The sequence below is a fragment of the bacterium genome, from assembly GCA_037131655.1.
Classification (GTDB): Bacteria; Armatimonadota; Fimbriimonadia; order Fimbriimonadales; family JBAXQP01; genus JBAXQP01.
The window spans coordinates 1-15,735 of the sequence record JBAXQP010000024.1 but is presented as its reverse complement, the minus strand read 5'-3'; the positions used below and the strand labels follow the sequence as shown (position 1 = coordinate 15,735).

Here is a 15,735-nt window from a genome sequence, read left to right as displayed (position 1 = left end):
GTGTTGGCTCGAATTGGAGCGGGAATGAGCCCCGACCAGATGCATGCCGAGCGCGTTGATGGTTACAATCCTCTGGCCGTTATCGATGCCATCGAGCGAAAGAAGAAAATCATCGAAGCCGGCAAGGGCCCCGTTTTGCTCGATACGCTTACCTACCGCTACAGCGGTCACTCACCCTCGGATGCCTCTTCTTATCGAACTAAAGAAGAGGTCGAAGAATGGCAACAGATCGATTCAATCGAGACCTATGTTAGCGACCTACTCGATGCCGGCCTGTGCACCAAACAGGATATCGAGCAAGTAAAGAAAGAAATCGATGCCCGCATACTGAAAGCCTATAAGAATGCGGTCGACTTGGAAATATCCCCACGCGCCGACCTCTTCCAAGTCGGGTGTTTGCTCGATGTGACCACTTTATCAAACGAAAAAGTCGAGTCGATGGATCCAACCCGAACGCCAGATACGCTGATGCCCATGGAAGAAAACCCAAGGGTCAAGCAGCTTAAGGATCGAAGCCGCAGCGGCATAGGCCCCGATGGCGAACCGCTTCCTAAGGGCAAGTGCATCGGCATTCGCGACGGTCTCTTCGAAGCTATCATTGAGAGCTTCTACAAAGACCCCACGCTGGTCGCTTATGGCGAAGAGAACCGCGATTGGGGCGGCGCGTTTGCCGTTTATCGCGGGCTGACCGAAGCGCTTCCCTATCATCGCCTCTTCAACTCACCCATTTCCGAAGGCGCGATTGTCGGTTCAGCAGTCGGTTATGCGCTTGAAGGCGGCCGAGCGTTGATCGAACTTATGTACTGCGACTTCCTCGGAAGAGCCGGCGATGAAGTGTTCAATCAGCTTGCGAAATGGCAGGCCATGTCCGGCGGTCAATTAAAGATGCCGGTGGTGGTTCGCGTATCGGTCGGTTCTAAATACGGTGCGCAGCACAGCCAAGACTGGACATCGCTCGCCTATCATATCCCCGGCCTTAAAGTTGCATTTCCTGCAACCCCTTACGATGCAAAAGGCCTGATGAATGCGGCTCTAACAGGAACCGATCCGGTGATCTTCTTCGAGAGTCAGCGCATTTATGATCAGCCTGAACTCTTCCAGTCTGGCGGAGTACCCGAGGGCTATTATGAAGTGCCTTTCGGCGAGCCTGACGTCAAAAAGGAAGGCAAGGATATCACCTTCCTCACCATCGGCGCCGTTCTGTATCGCGCATTGGCCGCCGCTAAGACACTGGAAGCCGAATATGGCATGTCCTGCGAGGTAATCGACGCGCGGTCAATCGTGCCGTTCAATTACGAGAAAGTCATTGAATCAGTCAAAAAGACTGGTCGGATTGTGCTCATATCTGACGCCTGCGAACGTGGCAGCGCCCTTCAGACGATGGCCTCCAAGGTCACTCAACTAGCATTCAACTACCTCGATGCCCCGCCGGTAGTACTCGGCGCGCGCAACTGGATCACTCCTCCCGATGAAATCGAGGAAGCATTCTTCCCGTTCAAAGCCGACATCCTCGATGCCATCCACCAATACATCGAGCCGTTAGAAGGCTACACCGTAAAACGCCCCTGCGATGCCTCCGAAGTCCTAAGAAGAAATCGCGAAGGGGTCTAACCTTAATAACAAAAAAGGCCTGCGCATCTAGCGCAGGCCTTTTTTAATAACTTAATTATCGACAAATCTCAATCGAGGTATAGCCGACTACTTTTTCGGGGTCGCCGTCGGGCATATCGCCTGAGGTGTAGTAGGAGAGCATGGCGGCATAGCCGGCATTGAGTGATTCGCAAGCCATCAAACCAATTGCTGTCGGAATGGCGCCGCACATTGAAATTTCGTACTCACGAACAGTAGCGAGGAGCCTTCGGCCATCCATCGTTAGGATTGCGCGAGTGGTAATACGATCGAGCTGCCGGGCTAAGTTGATATTGTGATAATGCGAAAGGTCGGTGCTAATTACCAAAAGCGCGTTATGGGTCTCTAGACACTCCGCCAGAACATCTGCGATTTCATCTAATTTACCGTCCTCGGACGAATCGAATGGATGCGTCGAGATTAAAATGGGAGCAATTTTTATTTTGCTGTTGCCGAGATATTGGATGAATGGTAACTGGACCTCAAGGCTATGCTCTCTTCGATGGGCGTCGGGATCGTGCTCGAAGAATGGTAGATGGACCATAAAATGACCGATAAGGTCTTCGTCAACTTCAACTTCTCCTAGTGGAGTTTTGAAAGAACCCTTGGCAAAGACTGAATAGGGTGAGCCAAATCCTTGATGATTAGGGCCAAGCAAGACGATCGTTTCTGGAAGTCCGGCGGTTGCCAATCGTGTATAGGCTTGTGCTGCAGCCGGTCCGGAATACATAAAGCCGGCATGAGGAGAAATTAACGCCAATAAATCGCCTTGACGCTCAAGGCTGACCGAGGGAAGTTTTCCGGGACCAAAAGCCTTATCTTGGAACGCCTGCTCAACGCTCGACCACAGTTTCCCGGCTGCGCCGTCGTAGAAAGTCCCGGCGACTGCCGGCTCACGAACCTCCATCACGCTACTCCTCCAAGCAATACGTTCGAACTCCAATTTGAACGCAAAGCCTTTTCACGACCAATCAAGAAGTTACCTGCAAGCCTTTTAAGCCCGTCCCTGGAACATTCGAGGCTACTTTCAATATTATGTCACGCCCAAGGGACATTTAGATACGTTGAAGCAAACTCTTCAAGCTCACATCTTCTATTATCGGATGCAGATCAAGTTCATATAGAGTGCTCAACATACTAGGGACATAACATTACGGCCACGCAATTAGATCTTGAATTTCGTTTACTAATAGGTTTCACTTATTTCAGAGCATATACAGCCTCAACTGAAGCCTTAACCGTAAACTGCTCCTCGCTAAATTCCCATCATACGCAACGTTAGGAGATATCGGATAGTCATACGATAAGAAAGATGAACCATCATTGAAAGCTACACCCTTTTAGTTTCAAGAATGCCGCAAATGGCTCAGGGGTGGATAAGAATAAAGACCGGCCTGTGAATACTTGAACTTCTCTACTCGCTGTTTTCGAGTTTAATCGCCTGTTATTTATTCTCTTTTGGCAAAAAGATTCCTGCTTATGATATTATTTACTTCGTATTATTGCTTGCTATATGGCAATAATATTATAGCAAATCTCAAGGAGGATTGATGAAAATCTCTTCAATCAAAAGGTTAGCGCTTATTTGCGCAATCCTCATGGCGTTATCAATGTTCGCTGTGAGTGCATTCGGGCAAGACGAGACTGGCGTAAACCCAGAGCAGAAGATCAACTATGGCGTAGATGTTGACTTTGTATCTCATTATGTCTTCAGAGGCATTCAGATGACAGAAAAGTCAGCGCTTCAGCCCGATGTATGGTTCGCTATGGGCCCGGTTACCCTCAAAGTATGGGGCAATATGCCTCTGGAAGAGGGTCCCAATGAAAAACGTTTCACCGAACTCCGCTATTCCGGTTCCTATGCTGCTAGTTGGGGGAAATTTGGATTAACCACAACATTAACGCAGTTTGAATACCCGGATACGAGTAGGCCTGATACGGCAGAAGCCCAGTTAACCATCACTTATCCCTACAAGAACTTTGTGTTCTTCGCCAACAACATCTTAGATTTCCAAGATATGGCGGGCGGTTATGCCTGTGAATTTGGATTTCTTTACAACCAAAAGGTAGCCCCAAAATTGGTCGGCGATGCTGCGGTACTTGCTGTTTACACAAACAACAAGTACACCGAGGCTATCACCGGCGTTAACGATGAGGGCATCTTCGCCTTAGCCGCCGATATTGGCCTCACCTATGACCTATCATGCGGCTATTACATCCGACCTCACGTCTTACTCACAACCCTATCAATGAGTGGAGTAAGAGACTTCGCCGAGTTCTTTGGCCTAGACCGCGACAACGTCGTCTTTGCCGTCACAGTAGGTAAGAAGTTCTAATCGGTTAAGTGATTAAGACTCACATCAGGCCTTTCTCTATCTAGAGGAAGGCCTGATTGTTTTCAGACTATTGGGGGAGGGGTACGGAAAATGCGAAATAAGTTCTTCGCACTTCACTTAAAGCTGTCACAATAGTATTGATGGCGCGTAAAGTGAGGGGAAAAAAGGTATTTCCTGAAACAATAAGAACCTGGAACCAGGATAATAAATGGATTGCGGCAATCGCCGTTCTCTTTGTGGTTCTTTGTGTCGCTTATAATTTGGCCACTCCATACCGAACGTCAGCTACTTACAATGCGATTAGCTTGCCCGATATTGGCGCGCCGGATGAGATCGCACATGTTAATTACATTCATTATTTACTGGGAAATAAAAGCTTCCCCGTTATGCAGGTACCTGCTGATGAGAACTATGAAGCTCACCAACCGCCACTTTACTATCTACTCGCATCCCCTGTTAGCGCTATCGGTTCTATAATAAATGAGCAGGCTGAAGGATTTCTGCTTCGCCTACTCTCAACTCTTATCGGCCTTATCACACTCTACTTTATTTACCGAACGGGGAGAGTGATTTTCCCAACTGGGCTAATTCCAATCGGCGCGACTGCTTTTGCGGCTTTTCTTCCTATGCAGATTGCGCTTTTTTCATCAGTTACTAACGACACCCTGATGGAAATGTTCTTCGCAATCGCAGCATTTAAACTCGTTCGAGATGTTTATGAAGGGTGGAGTTATTCACGAGCGGTTCGGTTTGGTATTATCATAGGACTTGCGCTTTTAACCAAAACAACCGGTCTACTATTAATACCAACAGCAATTGTTGCCCTTTGTCTTAGCCCCAACAGACCCGGCGTGAATAAATTCCTCAAAGCAGGTTATATAGTATTCACAAGCCTCTTAGTAGCTAGCCCCTGGCTAATTAGAAATGAGGCAAATTACGGGGATCCTTTTGCTCTTGGCATATTCAAAGAAGCCTTCATTGGCACTACAAGTCGTATTGATATCCAGACTATGACCGGCCTTTCAACGATGGGTTATTTCGTCCAGTGGGTCGGTTGGTACAAACTACGAACATTTTTTGGCGCTTTCGGATATCTAATTCCTTCGTGGCCTTTGTGGATGCCTGACTGGCTTTATAGAACGCTCGGTATCGCTTCCGGGATATTGATGGTCAGATTTGTCATCTATCTGTTTTATGAACGCGAACGTTTAGTTAGCCGAGCATTTCTATTGTTACTGACGCTGATGGTGATTGTTGGATTGAGCTTTGCATGGTTTAATTTAACATACTTCCAGGGACAATCGAGGTATTTAACTCCGGCTATGACAACCATTGCTTTAGCCTATACAGTGGGCTTTGCTTGGCTTTTCCCGAAGCGATGGAGGGATATGGCAGCAATCACTCTTGGAACACTCATGTTGGCTCTGGCGGTCTATGCTTACTTCGTATTAGATCGAGGGTTTAAACTGATATTAGGGTAAGGGGTTTGTGGCTTCTTACAGAGAAGCACCAACGTAGAATGATTGGTAGTTTTTTTCTTATGCGTAAAGGCAAAGGGTTCGACTGTCTGTTTGGGGCTTAAAATGGGTTTTGATGGGGTCGCATAGGCATCCATGCTGCCAGTCCCGCTAGATGAAGTTCTCTTCATAAACTTAGGCACATTTATATTGCTTAAAATCCCAGCGATGACGACGATCGCCACTAAGATACTACGTCCAGTTCTCATACCCCTGCCTCCATGCAGTCCCCGCAAAAATAAAAGAGTGGAGCTATTAACTCCACTCTTTATTATCGGTTATCTAATCGGATTGCGTAGACTATTTGTCGACTGCAACTGTTACTTTATCCTTCAAAGTAGCCTGTGCAGCAGCTAGTCGAGCAATCGGCACGCGGAACGGCGAGCAGCTTACATAGTCCAAACCGAGATCGTTACAGATATCGATGGACGATGGGTCTCCGCCATGCTCACCGCAGATGCCCAACTTGATGTTGGGGCGGACAGCGCGGGCTTGATCAACACAGATCTTCATCAACTTGCCAACGCCTTCGCCGTCGAGCGATTCGAACGGGTTGACGGGCAAGACATTCATCTCGACGTACTTTTGGAGGAACTTGCCCTCCGCATCGTCACGGCTGAAACCGAAAGTAGTCTGAGTAAGATCGTTGGTGCCAAAGCTGAAGAACTCAGCATATTCGGCAATCTGATCGGAGGTCAGCGCCGCGCGCGGGATCTCGATCATCGTACCGAACTTATAATCAACATTAACGCCCATCTCCGCCATAACGGTCTTGGCTACGTCTTCAAGCTGGGTGCGAAGAAGTTTGAGCTCGTTGACATGTCCCACCAACGGGATCATAATCTCAGGTCGAACTTCATCACCGCGCTTCTGAATTATACATGCAGCCTGGAAGATCGCTCTTACCTGCATCTCAACGATTTCAGGGAAGATGATCGAAAGGCGGCAGCCGCGAAGTCCGAGCATCGGGTTTGCTTCGCGCATCGATTCGATTGCGGAAAGAAGATTTTCTTCTTTCTCGAGCAGTTCGTATGCGGGGCATCCAGGAGCAACGCCACGAGCCTTCAGGTCGACTACTCTCGCCATAACCTCTTCGTAGCGCGGCAAGAACTCATGCAGCGGTGGATCGATGAGGCGGATAGTAACCGGTCGGCCTTGCATTGCTTCGAAGATGCCTTCAAAGTCACTCTGCTGAACCGGCAGCAACTTCGCAAGAGCGGTGCGTCGGTCGGCTTCGGTCTTCGAAAGGATCATATCCTGAACGATTGGCAGACGGTCTTTCTCGAAGAACATATGCTCAGTTCGGCAAAGGCCAATACCCTCAGCGCCAAACTCAAATCCCTTGGCTGCATCGGTCGGGTTGTCGGCGTTAGTGCGAACAGCCAAGCGTCTGATCTTGTCTGCCCAGCCCAACAGTACGGTAAACTCAGGAGTAATGACCGAGGCAATCAGCGGAGCCTGGCCAAGGATAACACGCCCTGTTGAACCATCGATTGAAATCCAATCGCCTTCTTTAACGACGTAATCGCCAACTGAGAACTCTTTAGCAGCTTCGTCCATATCAAGCGCTTCGCAACCTGCAACGCATGGGGTACCAAAGCCGCGAGCGACTACCGCTGCATGTGAAGTCATACCTCCGCGGGCAGTTAAAACGCCCACGCTGGCAACCATACCGCGGATATCATCGGGATTGGTTTCAGGTCGAACCAAGATGATTGGACCTTCAAGCCCTTTAATAGCAGCATCATGTGAATCGAATACTACTTGACCAACTGCAGCGCCCGGAGATGCCGCAAGACCTTTGGCCAACACGGTGACTTTCGCCTTGGGGTCAATCTGTGGGTGTAGAAGCTGATCGAGATCGCCCGGCTTCACTCGAAGCAGAGCTTCATCCTTGGAAATCAAACCTTCATTCGCCATATCGACTGCAATCTTAACTGCGGCGGCAGCAGTTCGCTTGCCAACGCGGCATTGGAGAATGAATAATCGGTTATTCTCAATGGTGAACTCGATGTCCATCGCATCACGATAATGCTTTTCGAGCCGGGTTGCGATTTCATCAAATTCTTTATAGATGGGCGGGTTATCTCTGCTAAGTTGAACGATGGCGATGGGGGTGCGAACACCCGCAACCACATCTTCGCCCTGCGCATTCATCAGGTACTCGCCGTACATAACATTCTCGCCGGTTGCCATATCGCGAGTGAATGCAACGCCGGTTCCCGAGTCTTCGCCCATGTTGCCAAAGACCATTGACTGGATATTGACAGCGGTGCCAAGTGAATGGGAAATCTTTTCGCGGTTGCGATAGATCATCGCACGGTCGTTGTTCCAAGAACTAAAGACGGCCTCAACCGCCAAAGTTAGCTGATCCATCGGATCACTTGGGAAGTCCTTGCCTGTTTGATTCTTAACTAATGCCAGGAATTCGTTTGCAATTTCCTTTAGTGCCTTGGCATCGAGCTGAGTATCTTCAGTGATGCCGAGCTTCTTCTTGAAGCCGTCGAAAATGTGCTCAAAATTGATTCTCTTAACACCAAGAACGATGTCAGAGAACATCATGATGAAGCGTCGATAAGCATCATAAACGAAACGCTCGTTGCCGGTTTGCTTGATAATGCCCTGGATCGAGTCCGCGTTCAAACCCAAGTTCAAAACGGTATCCATCATGCCGGGCATCGAAAACTTTGCGCCTGAACGTACTGAAACAAGCAGTGGGTTCGCTGGGTCGCCCAGTTTCTTGCCCATCTTCTTTTCAACTTCGCTAAGCGCCGTACGAACTTGATCCATCATGCCATCAGGCATTTTGCTACCTAGCTCATAATACTTGTTGCAAGCTTCTGTGGTAATTGTAAATCCAGGGGGGACTGGCAAACCAATATTGGTCATCTCAGCGAGGTTCGCACCCTTACCGCCGAGCAGATCCTTCATATCCGCTTGACCTTCTTCGAAAATATAAACGTACTTCATACTCATCCGATCCTATTCGCCTCCATATTGCGTATTCATTCGTATTCAGACGACCCAAAATTAATCGGGCCTATTCATTCTTAATCGTTAGTTTACCCATTGAGCGCCGCTTTGTGCAGCGAACTTGTCTCGTTTATAAGCATGTAAGATATGCTCAATTCCATGCGCCTCCGGTACAATAGAGAGCATATATCGGAGGGCATTTTATGGAGTCAAAGACACACGGTTTCGGCACGATAGCTATTCACGCGGGCGAACCGAGCGATATGTCGGGTATTCCCATCTATCAGGTAGCAACCTATCATGGCGAATATACCCGTGAAGATAATCCAACCATCGCAGGTTTAGAGCAAAAAATTGCAGCACTGGAAGGCGGCGAAAAGGCTATGGCCGCAGCATCGGGGATGGCGGCAATTAGCCACACACTTTTAGCTCTACTGCAAGCTGGAGACCGCCTTATTTGCCATTATGATGTCTATATCTCTTGCTTTAATCTATTCAAAGAGAGCATGCCCCGCGTTGGCATCGAGATTGTTCCAATCGATATGCGCGACCTCAACCAGCTTAAAGAAGCCCTCCTTGAAGAAACGCAGGTCGTCTATGTCGAAACGATTTCCAACCCTACTCTCGATATTTCCGACATTAAAGCCATAGCCGAAATCGCTCACGAGGCAGACGCGAAAGTAGTTGTGGACAATACGTTTCTAACTCCCTATCTGCTGCGCCCATTTGAACTTGGAGCCGATGTCGTCATCCACAGCGCCACAAAGTTCCTGAGCGGTCATGGTGATTCGGTCGGTGGGTTGGTCATTTCCGATGAGGAGACCATCACAGCGATTAAAAAGGTCCGAAGCAACTACGGAGGTATCATCAGCCCGTTCAATGCGTTCCTTATCATGCGCGGAATGAAAACTCTTCCCTTGCGAATTGCCCAACACTGCGCCAATGCACTGGCGGTATCCGAATTCCTTTCACAGCATCCCAAGGTCACTTCCGTACGATATGGAGCACTAAAATCCGACCCAGATCACGACATCGCTGCCCATGAGCTACCCAAAGGTTGCGGTGGCATGGTAGGATTTATACTGAATGGAGCGGCTGTCGGCGCTAAAGCGTTCGTCTCGAATTTAAAGATATGCAAGAACTGGGTCAGTCTTGGCGACGTCCAAACCCTGGTTATCTGGCACGACGAAGAACCCGAGCGCCGCGTCCCCGAAGGCTACCTTCGCCTTTCAGTAGGTCTCGAGGACATTGAGGATATAATAGAAGACCTCACTCAAGCCTTGGATTGTGTGCCGTAGTTTATTATAAGGAGGAAGTAGTAAATGCCACTGACGATACTTAGCAACGAAGAAATTCAGACGATACATCAGGCAACCCTTAAGGTGCTAGCCGAAGCGGGAGTGCATTTTTGGAACTCGGATAATGCAATTGAGCTATTCAAAGCCAAAGGGTGCAAAACAGATGGGTATCGAGTGTATTTCCACCCCGAATTACTGGATGAATGCCTCTCCACCCTGCCTGATCGCAACAAGCTAACACTCAATGGAAGAAGCTTCCGACAGGGTGAAGTCAACTTCGCGCTAATCGGAAATCCATATTATATATACGAATACGAAAAAGGTTCATATCGGGACTGCGAGTATTCGGACCTCCCCGACAAAATCAAAATGATCGAAGCGCTCGATAATTTCGGGATCGACGTTTGTTATCTAATCTTCCGTTCAAAACTCGATTTGAAACACCATCCTGATCCTGTGCCCGGGGAACCTGAAAAATCTTACTTCACTCATTACCTCTGCTGGTGTAACCCCATTAGCCCACTCCAGTATCAAAACGACGAAGTCGAGCTTATTATCAAAATGTCCCGTGAGAAAGGGCCAGGATGCTATGTCATGCTTGCCCCCGAAGTGATGATGGGAGCTACCGGACCAGTCACCTTTGCCGGCGCACTAGTGCAACAAAACGCTGAAATTCTAGCCGGTGTGATGCTCGCTCAACTAGCCCAACCAGGAGTACCCTGTATCTACGGCTCCGTTGGCGGCGCAATGGATATGAGAAACGGCGAGTTCTTGATGGGAACGATGGAAGCCAATATGATGGGCATCGCCAGCGTCCAACTTGCAGATTTTTACAAACTTCCTTCACGCATCTCCCCCGGCAATACCGGCGCAAGAGAACCCGGAATTCGCGCAGCCGTTGATCTGGCCATGGGCCTCTATGTCGGAGCTGCCGCCGGAGGCAACTTCATCACCACGGGACTTCTCGATTGCACCCTAATGATGAGCTATGAGCACCTGGTCATCGCCAACGAGCTGATGACCCAAGTCAAACGCGCCGTCAAGCCAATCAACATGGACGCTGACCACCTAGCGCTGGATGTGATAAAAGAAGAAATCACCGACACTCCCAATTTTATGGGCAATCCACACACCCGCGAACATATGCGTGAAGCCCTCTATGTCTCCGACTTCACCGGCCGGGTAGAAGATTGCTACGAAGACTGGTACCTCAAGGCGAACAAGAAGGTTAAGGAGATACTGGGGAGAGACTAATAGACATCCCTTGAGTTTCACTCAAAGCAACGGCCATAATATACTGCTTCGGTAACAAGGAGAGGTCGCATAGCTGGTCTAGTGCGCCGCACTCGAAATGCGGTGAGGCGTCAGCCTCCGTGGGTTCGAATCCCACCTTCTCCGTTTGAATTTGAACCTAATATGGTACAAATAACACCCCTCTAGAGATCGGCTCGGAGGGGTGTTATTTGTAAAAAGGGAGCAACGCGAGATCAACGCCCCCTTATGATTGCCTCCCTTATTGACCTTAGCGCAGAGATATTTCAACTTCAACACCAATCTCATGAGGGGCATGCCTAAGGGTATAATCTCATTCTAATTCACGATAACACGAACTTGGAGGAAAGTACCTTGCGAAAACTTCTCTTGATAACACTGATTCTTTGCATCTTCATGACAGCGAACGCCGCTGCAAAAAAGAAACCGGTGAAACCGCAACCGAAGAAGCCCCAGGCCGCTACCGTACGGCTTGCAGGTGACAACGGAGAATTCGGAACCGTCTACTCTATATCCAAGCGTAGCCCCATCTATTTTCGCCTGAAAAGCGCCGAGTTTACTACTAACCAAGTAGTCATAGGTAATCAAGTATACGTTCCAAAAGCAAACGAGAAACTGCTGATATTGCATTTCACCGTCCAGAATCCACAAAAGACAGAACTATATGTGAGGTGGGACTCCCTGAGATTCACCGCTGTTGACAAAACGAACACCAATTGTGAGGGCAATAACGATTGGGGTGATGCGGATGACCCCAAACATAGTCAAGTAGCCATGAACCTGAAGCCCACGCAGACGGTGAACCTCATAACGCCAATAGTTGTGCCTGCTAACAGCATAGTGCCAAAACTGATGGTATTGCCTTCGGATGAAGGAGATGGACCGGTTTTACGCTATGACCTAAGTGGCAATATCAAGAACAAAGTGACTCCGCTAACTGCGCCAATAGCAGATCCAGCGGACGCTACAGGATCTACTGCGCTTGAGACAGTGCCAAGTGTAGTTGGCACATCTTATCCGTTTGGGAACTTCGATATAACCATCGAGAAGTGCGACTACACCACAAGCACGACAGGGGACTATACTCCAGAGGAAGAGGGACGTTTTCTGTTGGTCACAATGCTTATGAAAAACGAAGCGCCCACAGAACAGTACGTGAATTGGGAAACGATCGCGCCAATACTGACATCCACGGACGGCGAGGAACTTCCCTATAAGGATCTTTTCTTGGCTACCGGCACACGGACGTTCGCCCAGAACGTCAAAGGGCTTGCCGAGGTCCGCTTGCGGATGCTATTCCTGATCCCTAAAGATGTGACACCAAAGACGCTGGCTATCAAGGAAGGCGACAGCCGCACCTATCAGTTTGAGGTCAAATAGCAACCTCATTCAGTACTAATACAGGTTCTAAAGCATAGCTTGGGTTAATTAGAGAATTCCATCTAGCCAGCCCAAGCTATGCATCTCTCCTAGGTTCGAAACCTACCCTCTTCGTTTAATTTGAATCCAAATTCAAGCCACTGCTCTAATTATAGAGTAGTGGCTTAAGACATCGTGCTTGCCAACAGTTACTATTTTCAATTAACCTCTACGGCCAATAGCCATAGGGATTATTGTTAAAGGATGGCCAATAGGTAACCTGTGGGATTAGAAAACGAACGCTGCGACTTCGTCCAAAAGCTCCCTGATAACCGTAAGTGGAATTAAAGCCGTAGGGATTGTAATCAAAGTAGGGATCGTATTCAGGTGCGAGATTGGCTTGATCCGCCTGCGCATTATCCTCAGGTTGTGGGCTAGTTACTTCAACCGGCTTACTCGCGACCACTACCGGCAAATTTCGCACGAAAACAGTATCAGGGTTGCCTTCAACTAGTTTGCCACGCAAGCCATTATAGGGCACGATTGAAATAGAGATTATTCTCTCTGGTTCACCAGGTTTAGACTGAGCTTCCCATTTAGCGTTAATCTGTGCGACAACAGCTTCCAATGCAACTGAAAATGGTTTTTTCTCTACTTGAAGCGTAACCTTTCCAGTTAAATTGCTATCGATTGAGAAATAGAGGCCCACTTTATTGCAAATACGCTGAAGCGCTGTCACCACATCGGCTTGTTCCAAATCCACTGTCACAAGTCGATCTAATGGGCTTAGAACCTCAGAAGTTTTACTGCTCAATAAAGCACTTTTGTTATCATTTACTCCTTGGGCGGACAGCATTACGCCAAGGGCTAAAACAGCTACAAAACTAAAGACTCGTTTGATATTTAGCATATACATCATCCCTTATGTTACGGTTTGATTCTCCTACTATCTGGGACGTAAACAACTCAAAACTAGTTCCCGTAATTGAGATATTACCAAAGATACTTCTCGGTTTTCATTCAAATTACCTGCAAAAAGCTGGCGTGGAAAGATGTAATTTGCTTTAAGCTCCTGCACTCCTTGAACCTGGATGCCGATAATTGAGCACAGTAAGTCTTTTTTGGAGAAATTGAATGAGGCTTTTTTGCTTGTGCCTTTTGGTCGTGATTGTCGTATCAGTATCAGCTCAGACTATCTTAAATGACACTCAGTTCGAGTTCACTAGCTTTGAGAACACCCGTTGGGGCGCCGACACTAGCCTCTGGTCTCTTGATAATACTATCGCCCACTCGGGCAGCACATCGCTTAAATATATGAATTCCGACCCGAGTATCAGCAAGGCGTGCACCCAACGATTTCCGGTTAAACCCGGCTATGCTTATCGAATCTCTGCTTGGATTCAAACAAATGGGGTTCAGGGGCCGGATCCAATTGGAGCATCTTTGGCGCTCGAGTGGCGAGATTCTAAGGGCAATTATGTCGGCGGGTTCTATCCAAATGGCTTCAAAGGCACTAACCTCTGGCAACGATTTGAAGCTGTCTCGATGACAGCCCCAAGTGATGCCGCTTATGCGCTCTTTGTCATCTACGTTAGAGCAAAAAGTACAGGAGTTGCCTGGTTCGATGATGTTTCAGTTGAAGAGACCATATCACGGCTTTGGAAAGTCTTTGTTCTAAGCCCTAGCTACCGCGGTCAGTTCACTTCACAGACTGAAAAGGTGCATCTTTCAATTGAACTGTTCCCAGGGCTTAATCCATCTGAATATAGTATAAAAGCCAACGCTCAGGGGGTAAGTTCGGGTCGAACCTTTGGAACCAATATTCCTGCAACAGCCAAAAAAACGCTCTGTGAAATCATCCTCCCAAAAGACTTGCCGCCTGATACCTATAAAATGACTGTTAAATTGCTCGATAAAACAAGGCAGGAGAAAGCCAGTTTCCAAACTACTCTTACTAAACTTAGTTCAATAAATCCTACAACAGTTCGATTTGAAAAGGGGCTGATGTACGTCAATAATAAACTATTCGTCCCAATCGGTATTTACGACCAATTCGGATGGCAGCCGGGTGAAACTGAGCAGAGACTGAAATTGATTGCCGATGCCGGCTTCAACAGCGTCGTCTGCTACGGTCTTATCTATAAGGGGATGGACAAGATTCAGTCCTACCTCGATGAAGCGAAAAAGAATAACCTGATGGTTATTGCCTCTATCAAAGATTGCTACGAAGGCTCTCCGCTTCAGTTCAGACGACTTGGGGATTGGAACACACCCGAGACCATCGTCAAAGGGGTTGTCAGCGCGTTTCGCAACCACCCCGCCCTTTTAGCATGGTATGTCAATGATGAACTGGGGATGGAGTTTCAGCAAAAGCTGGAGCGCAACTATAATTGGGTAGCGGAATTGGACCCAAACCATCCCTGCTTTACGATCAGCAATCAACCCGATGCTCTCGATTTGTTTGTCAATTCAACCGATGTTCTTGGCACGGACCCATCCCCGGTGCCTGGGTTGCCCTTAACGGTAGTCGCTGACTGGACAAAAGCCGCTGTGGCCACAGGAAAGCCGGTTTGGATTGCCGTTCAAACTCAGGATAAATCACTTTACCTGCCAAGTTTGAAATCCCAACCGCCAACCTTTGAGGAAAAGCGCTGCATGGCCTATATGGCCTTGGTAAGCGGAGCCAAAGGACTGCTGTTCTATTCGTTTAACGACCTTAAACGCACCGGTAACTTCGAACGTGAATGGGGCCATATGAAGCGGATCGTGAAGGAGCTGAGACAATTCGATATCCTCAATGCGACAAGTACACCCGTAAGCATGATCATTCAGGGTATCCCTTCCAAAGTCTATTCAACGGCATTCACCGACAAGACCTGCCTTTACACGGTAGTAGTTAATCCAAGCGATAAACCATGCCAGATAACAATGGCCCTGCCCCCAGAATGGCAAACAACCGGCAAAGACCTAATCACCTGCGCCCCAATCGCTTTCGACGGGAAACAACGTCTCCCTGAACTAGCCCCCTATGAGGCAAGAGTACTAGTCTTCCCTAAGAAGCCTGATTGCAAATAGGGCTGTTTTATTAAAGCTTATTTCTTCAGATGTAGGAGCAAGGCTTTCGAGGATGTTTAAAAACCAATAGGATTGGTTGACTGGCGAATATATTCGCGGCTGTTGAAAGCTTAGTCCGACTTCGCGGACTATCCGCAAGAGTCCACGCAGATGGACTACGCCAATATCAACTGCGGTTTCAACCGCCAAGCGAGAGGTGCAAAGCCCCATTATTCCTGATGAAGGTCACTGACGCATCTCCTTGCACTGCTCTTCGAAGTGCGCAGCGAGCTACGC

At 48.3% G+C, this 15,735-nt stretch carries 11 protein-coding genes and 1 tRNA gene; 8 read left to right on the top strand and 4 right to left on the bottom strand.

Annotation, left to right across the window (positions count from 1 at the left end; genetic code table 11):
* On the top strand, window positions 1–1,611 hold a 1,611-nt coding region (locus WCO51_02210), incomplete at its 5' end, for a transketolase C-terminal domain-containing protein (GenBank protein ID MEI6512070.1).
* 55 nt (window positions 1,612–1,666) lie between these two features.
* On the opposite strand, the gene amrB is transcribed toward WCO51_02210, so the two are convergent.
* Entirely contained in the window at window positions 1,667–2,536 is an 870-nt protein-coding gene (gene amrB / locus WCO51_02205) for an AmmeMemoRadiSam system protein B (protein ID MEI6512069.1), read from the bottom strand.
* 643 nt (window positions 2,537–3,179) lie between these two features.
* Here amrB and WCO51_02200 point away from each other — a divergent pair.
* A complete protein-coding gene (locus WCO51_02200; protein ID MEI6512068.1) occupies window positions 3,180–3,965 on the top strand; it encodes a hypothetical protein in 786 nt (261 codons plus the stop codon).
* Window positions 3,966–4,117: 152 nt separating this feature from the next.
* A complete protein-coding gene (locus tag WCO51_02195) occupies window positions 4,118–5,446 on the top strand; it encodes a glycosyltransferase family 39 protein (GenBank protein ID MEI6512067.1) in 1,329 nt (442 codons plus the stop codon).
* Here the strand turns inward: WCO51_02195 and WCO51_02190 are convergent.
* Together WCO51_02190 and ppdK are read right to left on the bottom strand one after the other, a co-directional pair.
* Entirely contained in the window at window positions 5,404–5,691 is a 288-nt protein-coding gene (locus WCO51_02190; protein MEI6512066.1) for a hypothetical protein, read from the bottom strand. The two genes, WCO51_02195 and WCO51_02190, sit on opposite strands and share 43 nt — an antisense overlap.
* 91 nt (window positions 5,692–5,782) lie before the next feature.
* A complete protein-coding gene (ppdK, locus tag WCO51_02185; protein MEI6512065.1) occupies window positions 5,783–8,458 on the bottom strand; it encodes a pyruvate, phosphate dikinase in 2,676 nt (891 codons plus the stop codon).
* A gap of 200 nt (window positions 8,459–8,658) precedes the next feature.
* Between ppdK and WCO51_02180 the strand changes: the two genes are divergently transcribed.
* The 4 genes from WCO51_02180 to WCO51_02165 all read left to right on the top strand — a co-directional run bounded on the left by WCO51_02180 (window position 8,659) and on the right by WCO51_02165 (window position 12,405).
* Entirely contained in the window at window positions 8,659–9,753 is a 1,095-nt protein-coding gene (locus WCO51_02180; GenBank protein MEI6512064.1) for an aminotransferase class I/II-fold pyridoxal phosphate-dependent enzyme, read from the top strand.
* A gap of 24 nt (window positions 9,754–9,777) precedes the next feature.
* Window positions 9,778–11,007, top strand: coding sequence for a trimethylamine methyltransferase family protein (locus WCO51_02175; GenBank protein MEI6512063.1), 1,230 nt, complete (start codon window positions 9,778–9,780; stop codon window positions 11,005–11,007).
* Window positions 11,008–11,065: 58 nt separating this feature from the next.
* Window positions 11,066–11,151, top strand: a tRNA-Ser gene (locus tag WCO51_02170).
* A 228-nt stretch (window positions 11,152–11,379) separates the two neighbouring features.
* The gene (locus tag WCO51_02165) at window positions 11,380–12,405 is read left to right on the top strand and encodes a hypothetical protein (GenBank protein ID MEI6512062.1); all 1,026 of its coding nucleotides are present in this window, start codon (window positions 11,380–11,382) and stop codon (window positions 12,403–12,405) included.
* Window positions 12,406–12,613: 208 nt separating this feature from the next.
* Here WCO51_02165 and WCO51_02160 read toward each other — a convergent pair whose 3' ends face one another.
* Window positions 12,614–13,294, bottom strand: a complete 681-nt coding sequence (locus WCO51_02160; GenBank protein MEI6512061.1) for a hypothetical protein — start codon at window positions 13,292–13,294, stop codon at window positions 12,614–12,616.
* Window positions 13,295–13,518: 224 nt separating this feature from the next.
* Here WCO51_02160 and WCO51_02155 point away from each other — a divergent pair, with 224 nt between their 5' ends.
* Window positions 13,519–15,459, top strand: a complete 1,941-nt coding sequence (locus WCO51_02155) for a hypothetical protein (protein ID MEI6512060.1) — start codon at window positions 13,519–13,521, stop codon at window positions 15,457–15,459.
* The last annotated feature ends 276 nt before the right edge of the window (window positions 15,460–15,735 follow it).

Excerpts from the sequence above, each read along its gene's own strand:
- WCO51_02180 (MEI6512064.1), top strand. The coding sequence starts at position 8,659 with ATGGAGTCAAAGACACACGGTTTCGGCACGATAGCTATTCACGCGGGC.
- WCO51_02190 (MEI6512066.1), bottom strand. The coding sequence starts at position 5,691 with ATGAGAACTGGACGTAGTATCTTAGTGGCGATCGTCGTCATCGCTGGG.
- amrB (MEI6512069.1), bottom strand. The coding sequence starts at position 2,536 with ATGGAGGTTCGTGAGCCGGCAGTCGCCGGGACTTTCTACGACGGCGCA.
- WCO51_02200 (MEI6512068.1), top strand. The coding sequence starts at position 3,180 with ATGAAAATCTCTTCAATCAAAAGGTTAGCGCTTATTTGCGCAATCCTC.
- WCO51_02175 (MEI6512063.1), top strand. The coding sequence starts at position 9,778 with ATGCCACTGACGATACTTAGCAACGAAGAAATTCAGACGATACATCAG.
- WCO51_02155 (MEI6512060.1), top strand. The coding sequence starts at position 13,519 with ATGAGGCTTTTTTGCTTGTGCCTTTTGGTCGTGATTGTCGTATCAGTA.
- WCO51_02160 (MEI6512061.1), bottom strand. The coding sequence starts at position 13,294 with ATGCTAAATATCAAACGAGTCTTTAGTTTTGTAGCTGTTTTAGCCCTT.
- ppdK (MEI6512065.1), bottom strand. The coding sequence starts at position 8,458 with ATGAGTATGAAGTACGTTTATATTTTCGAAGAAGGTCAAGCGGATATG.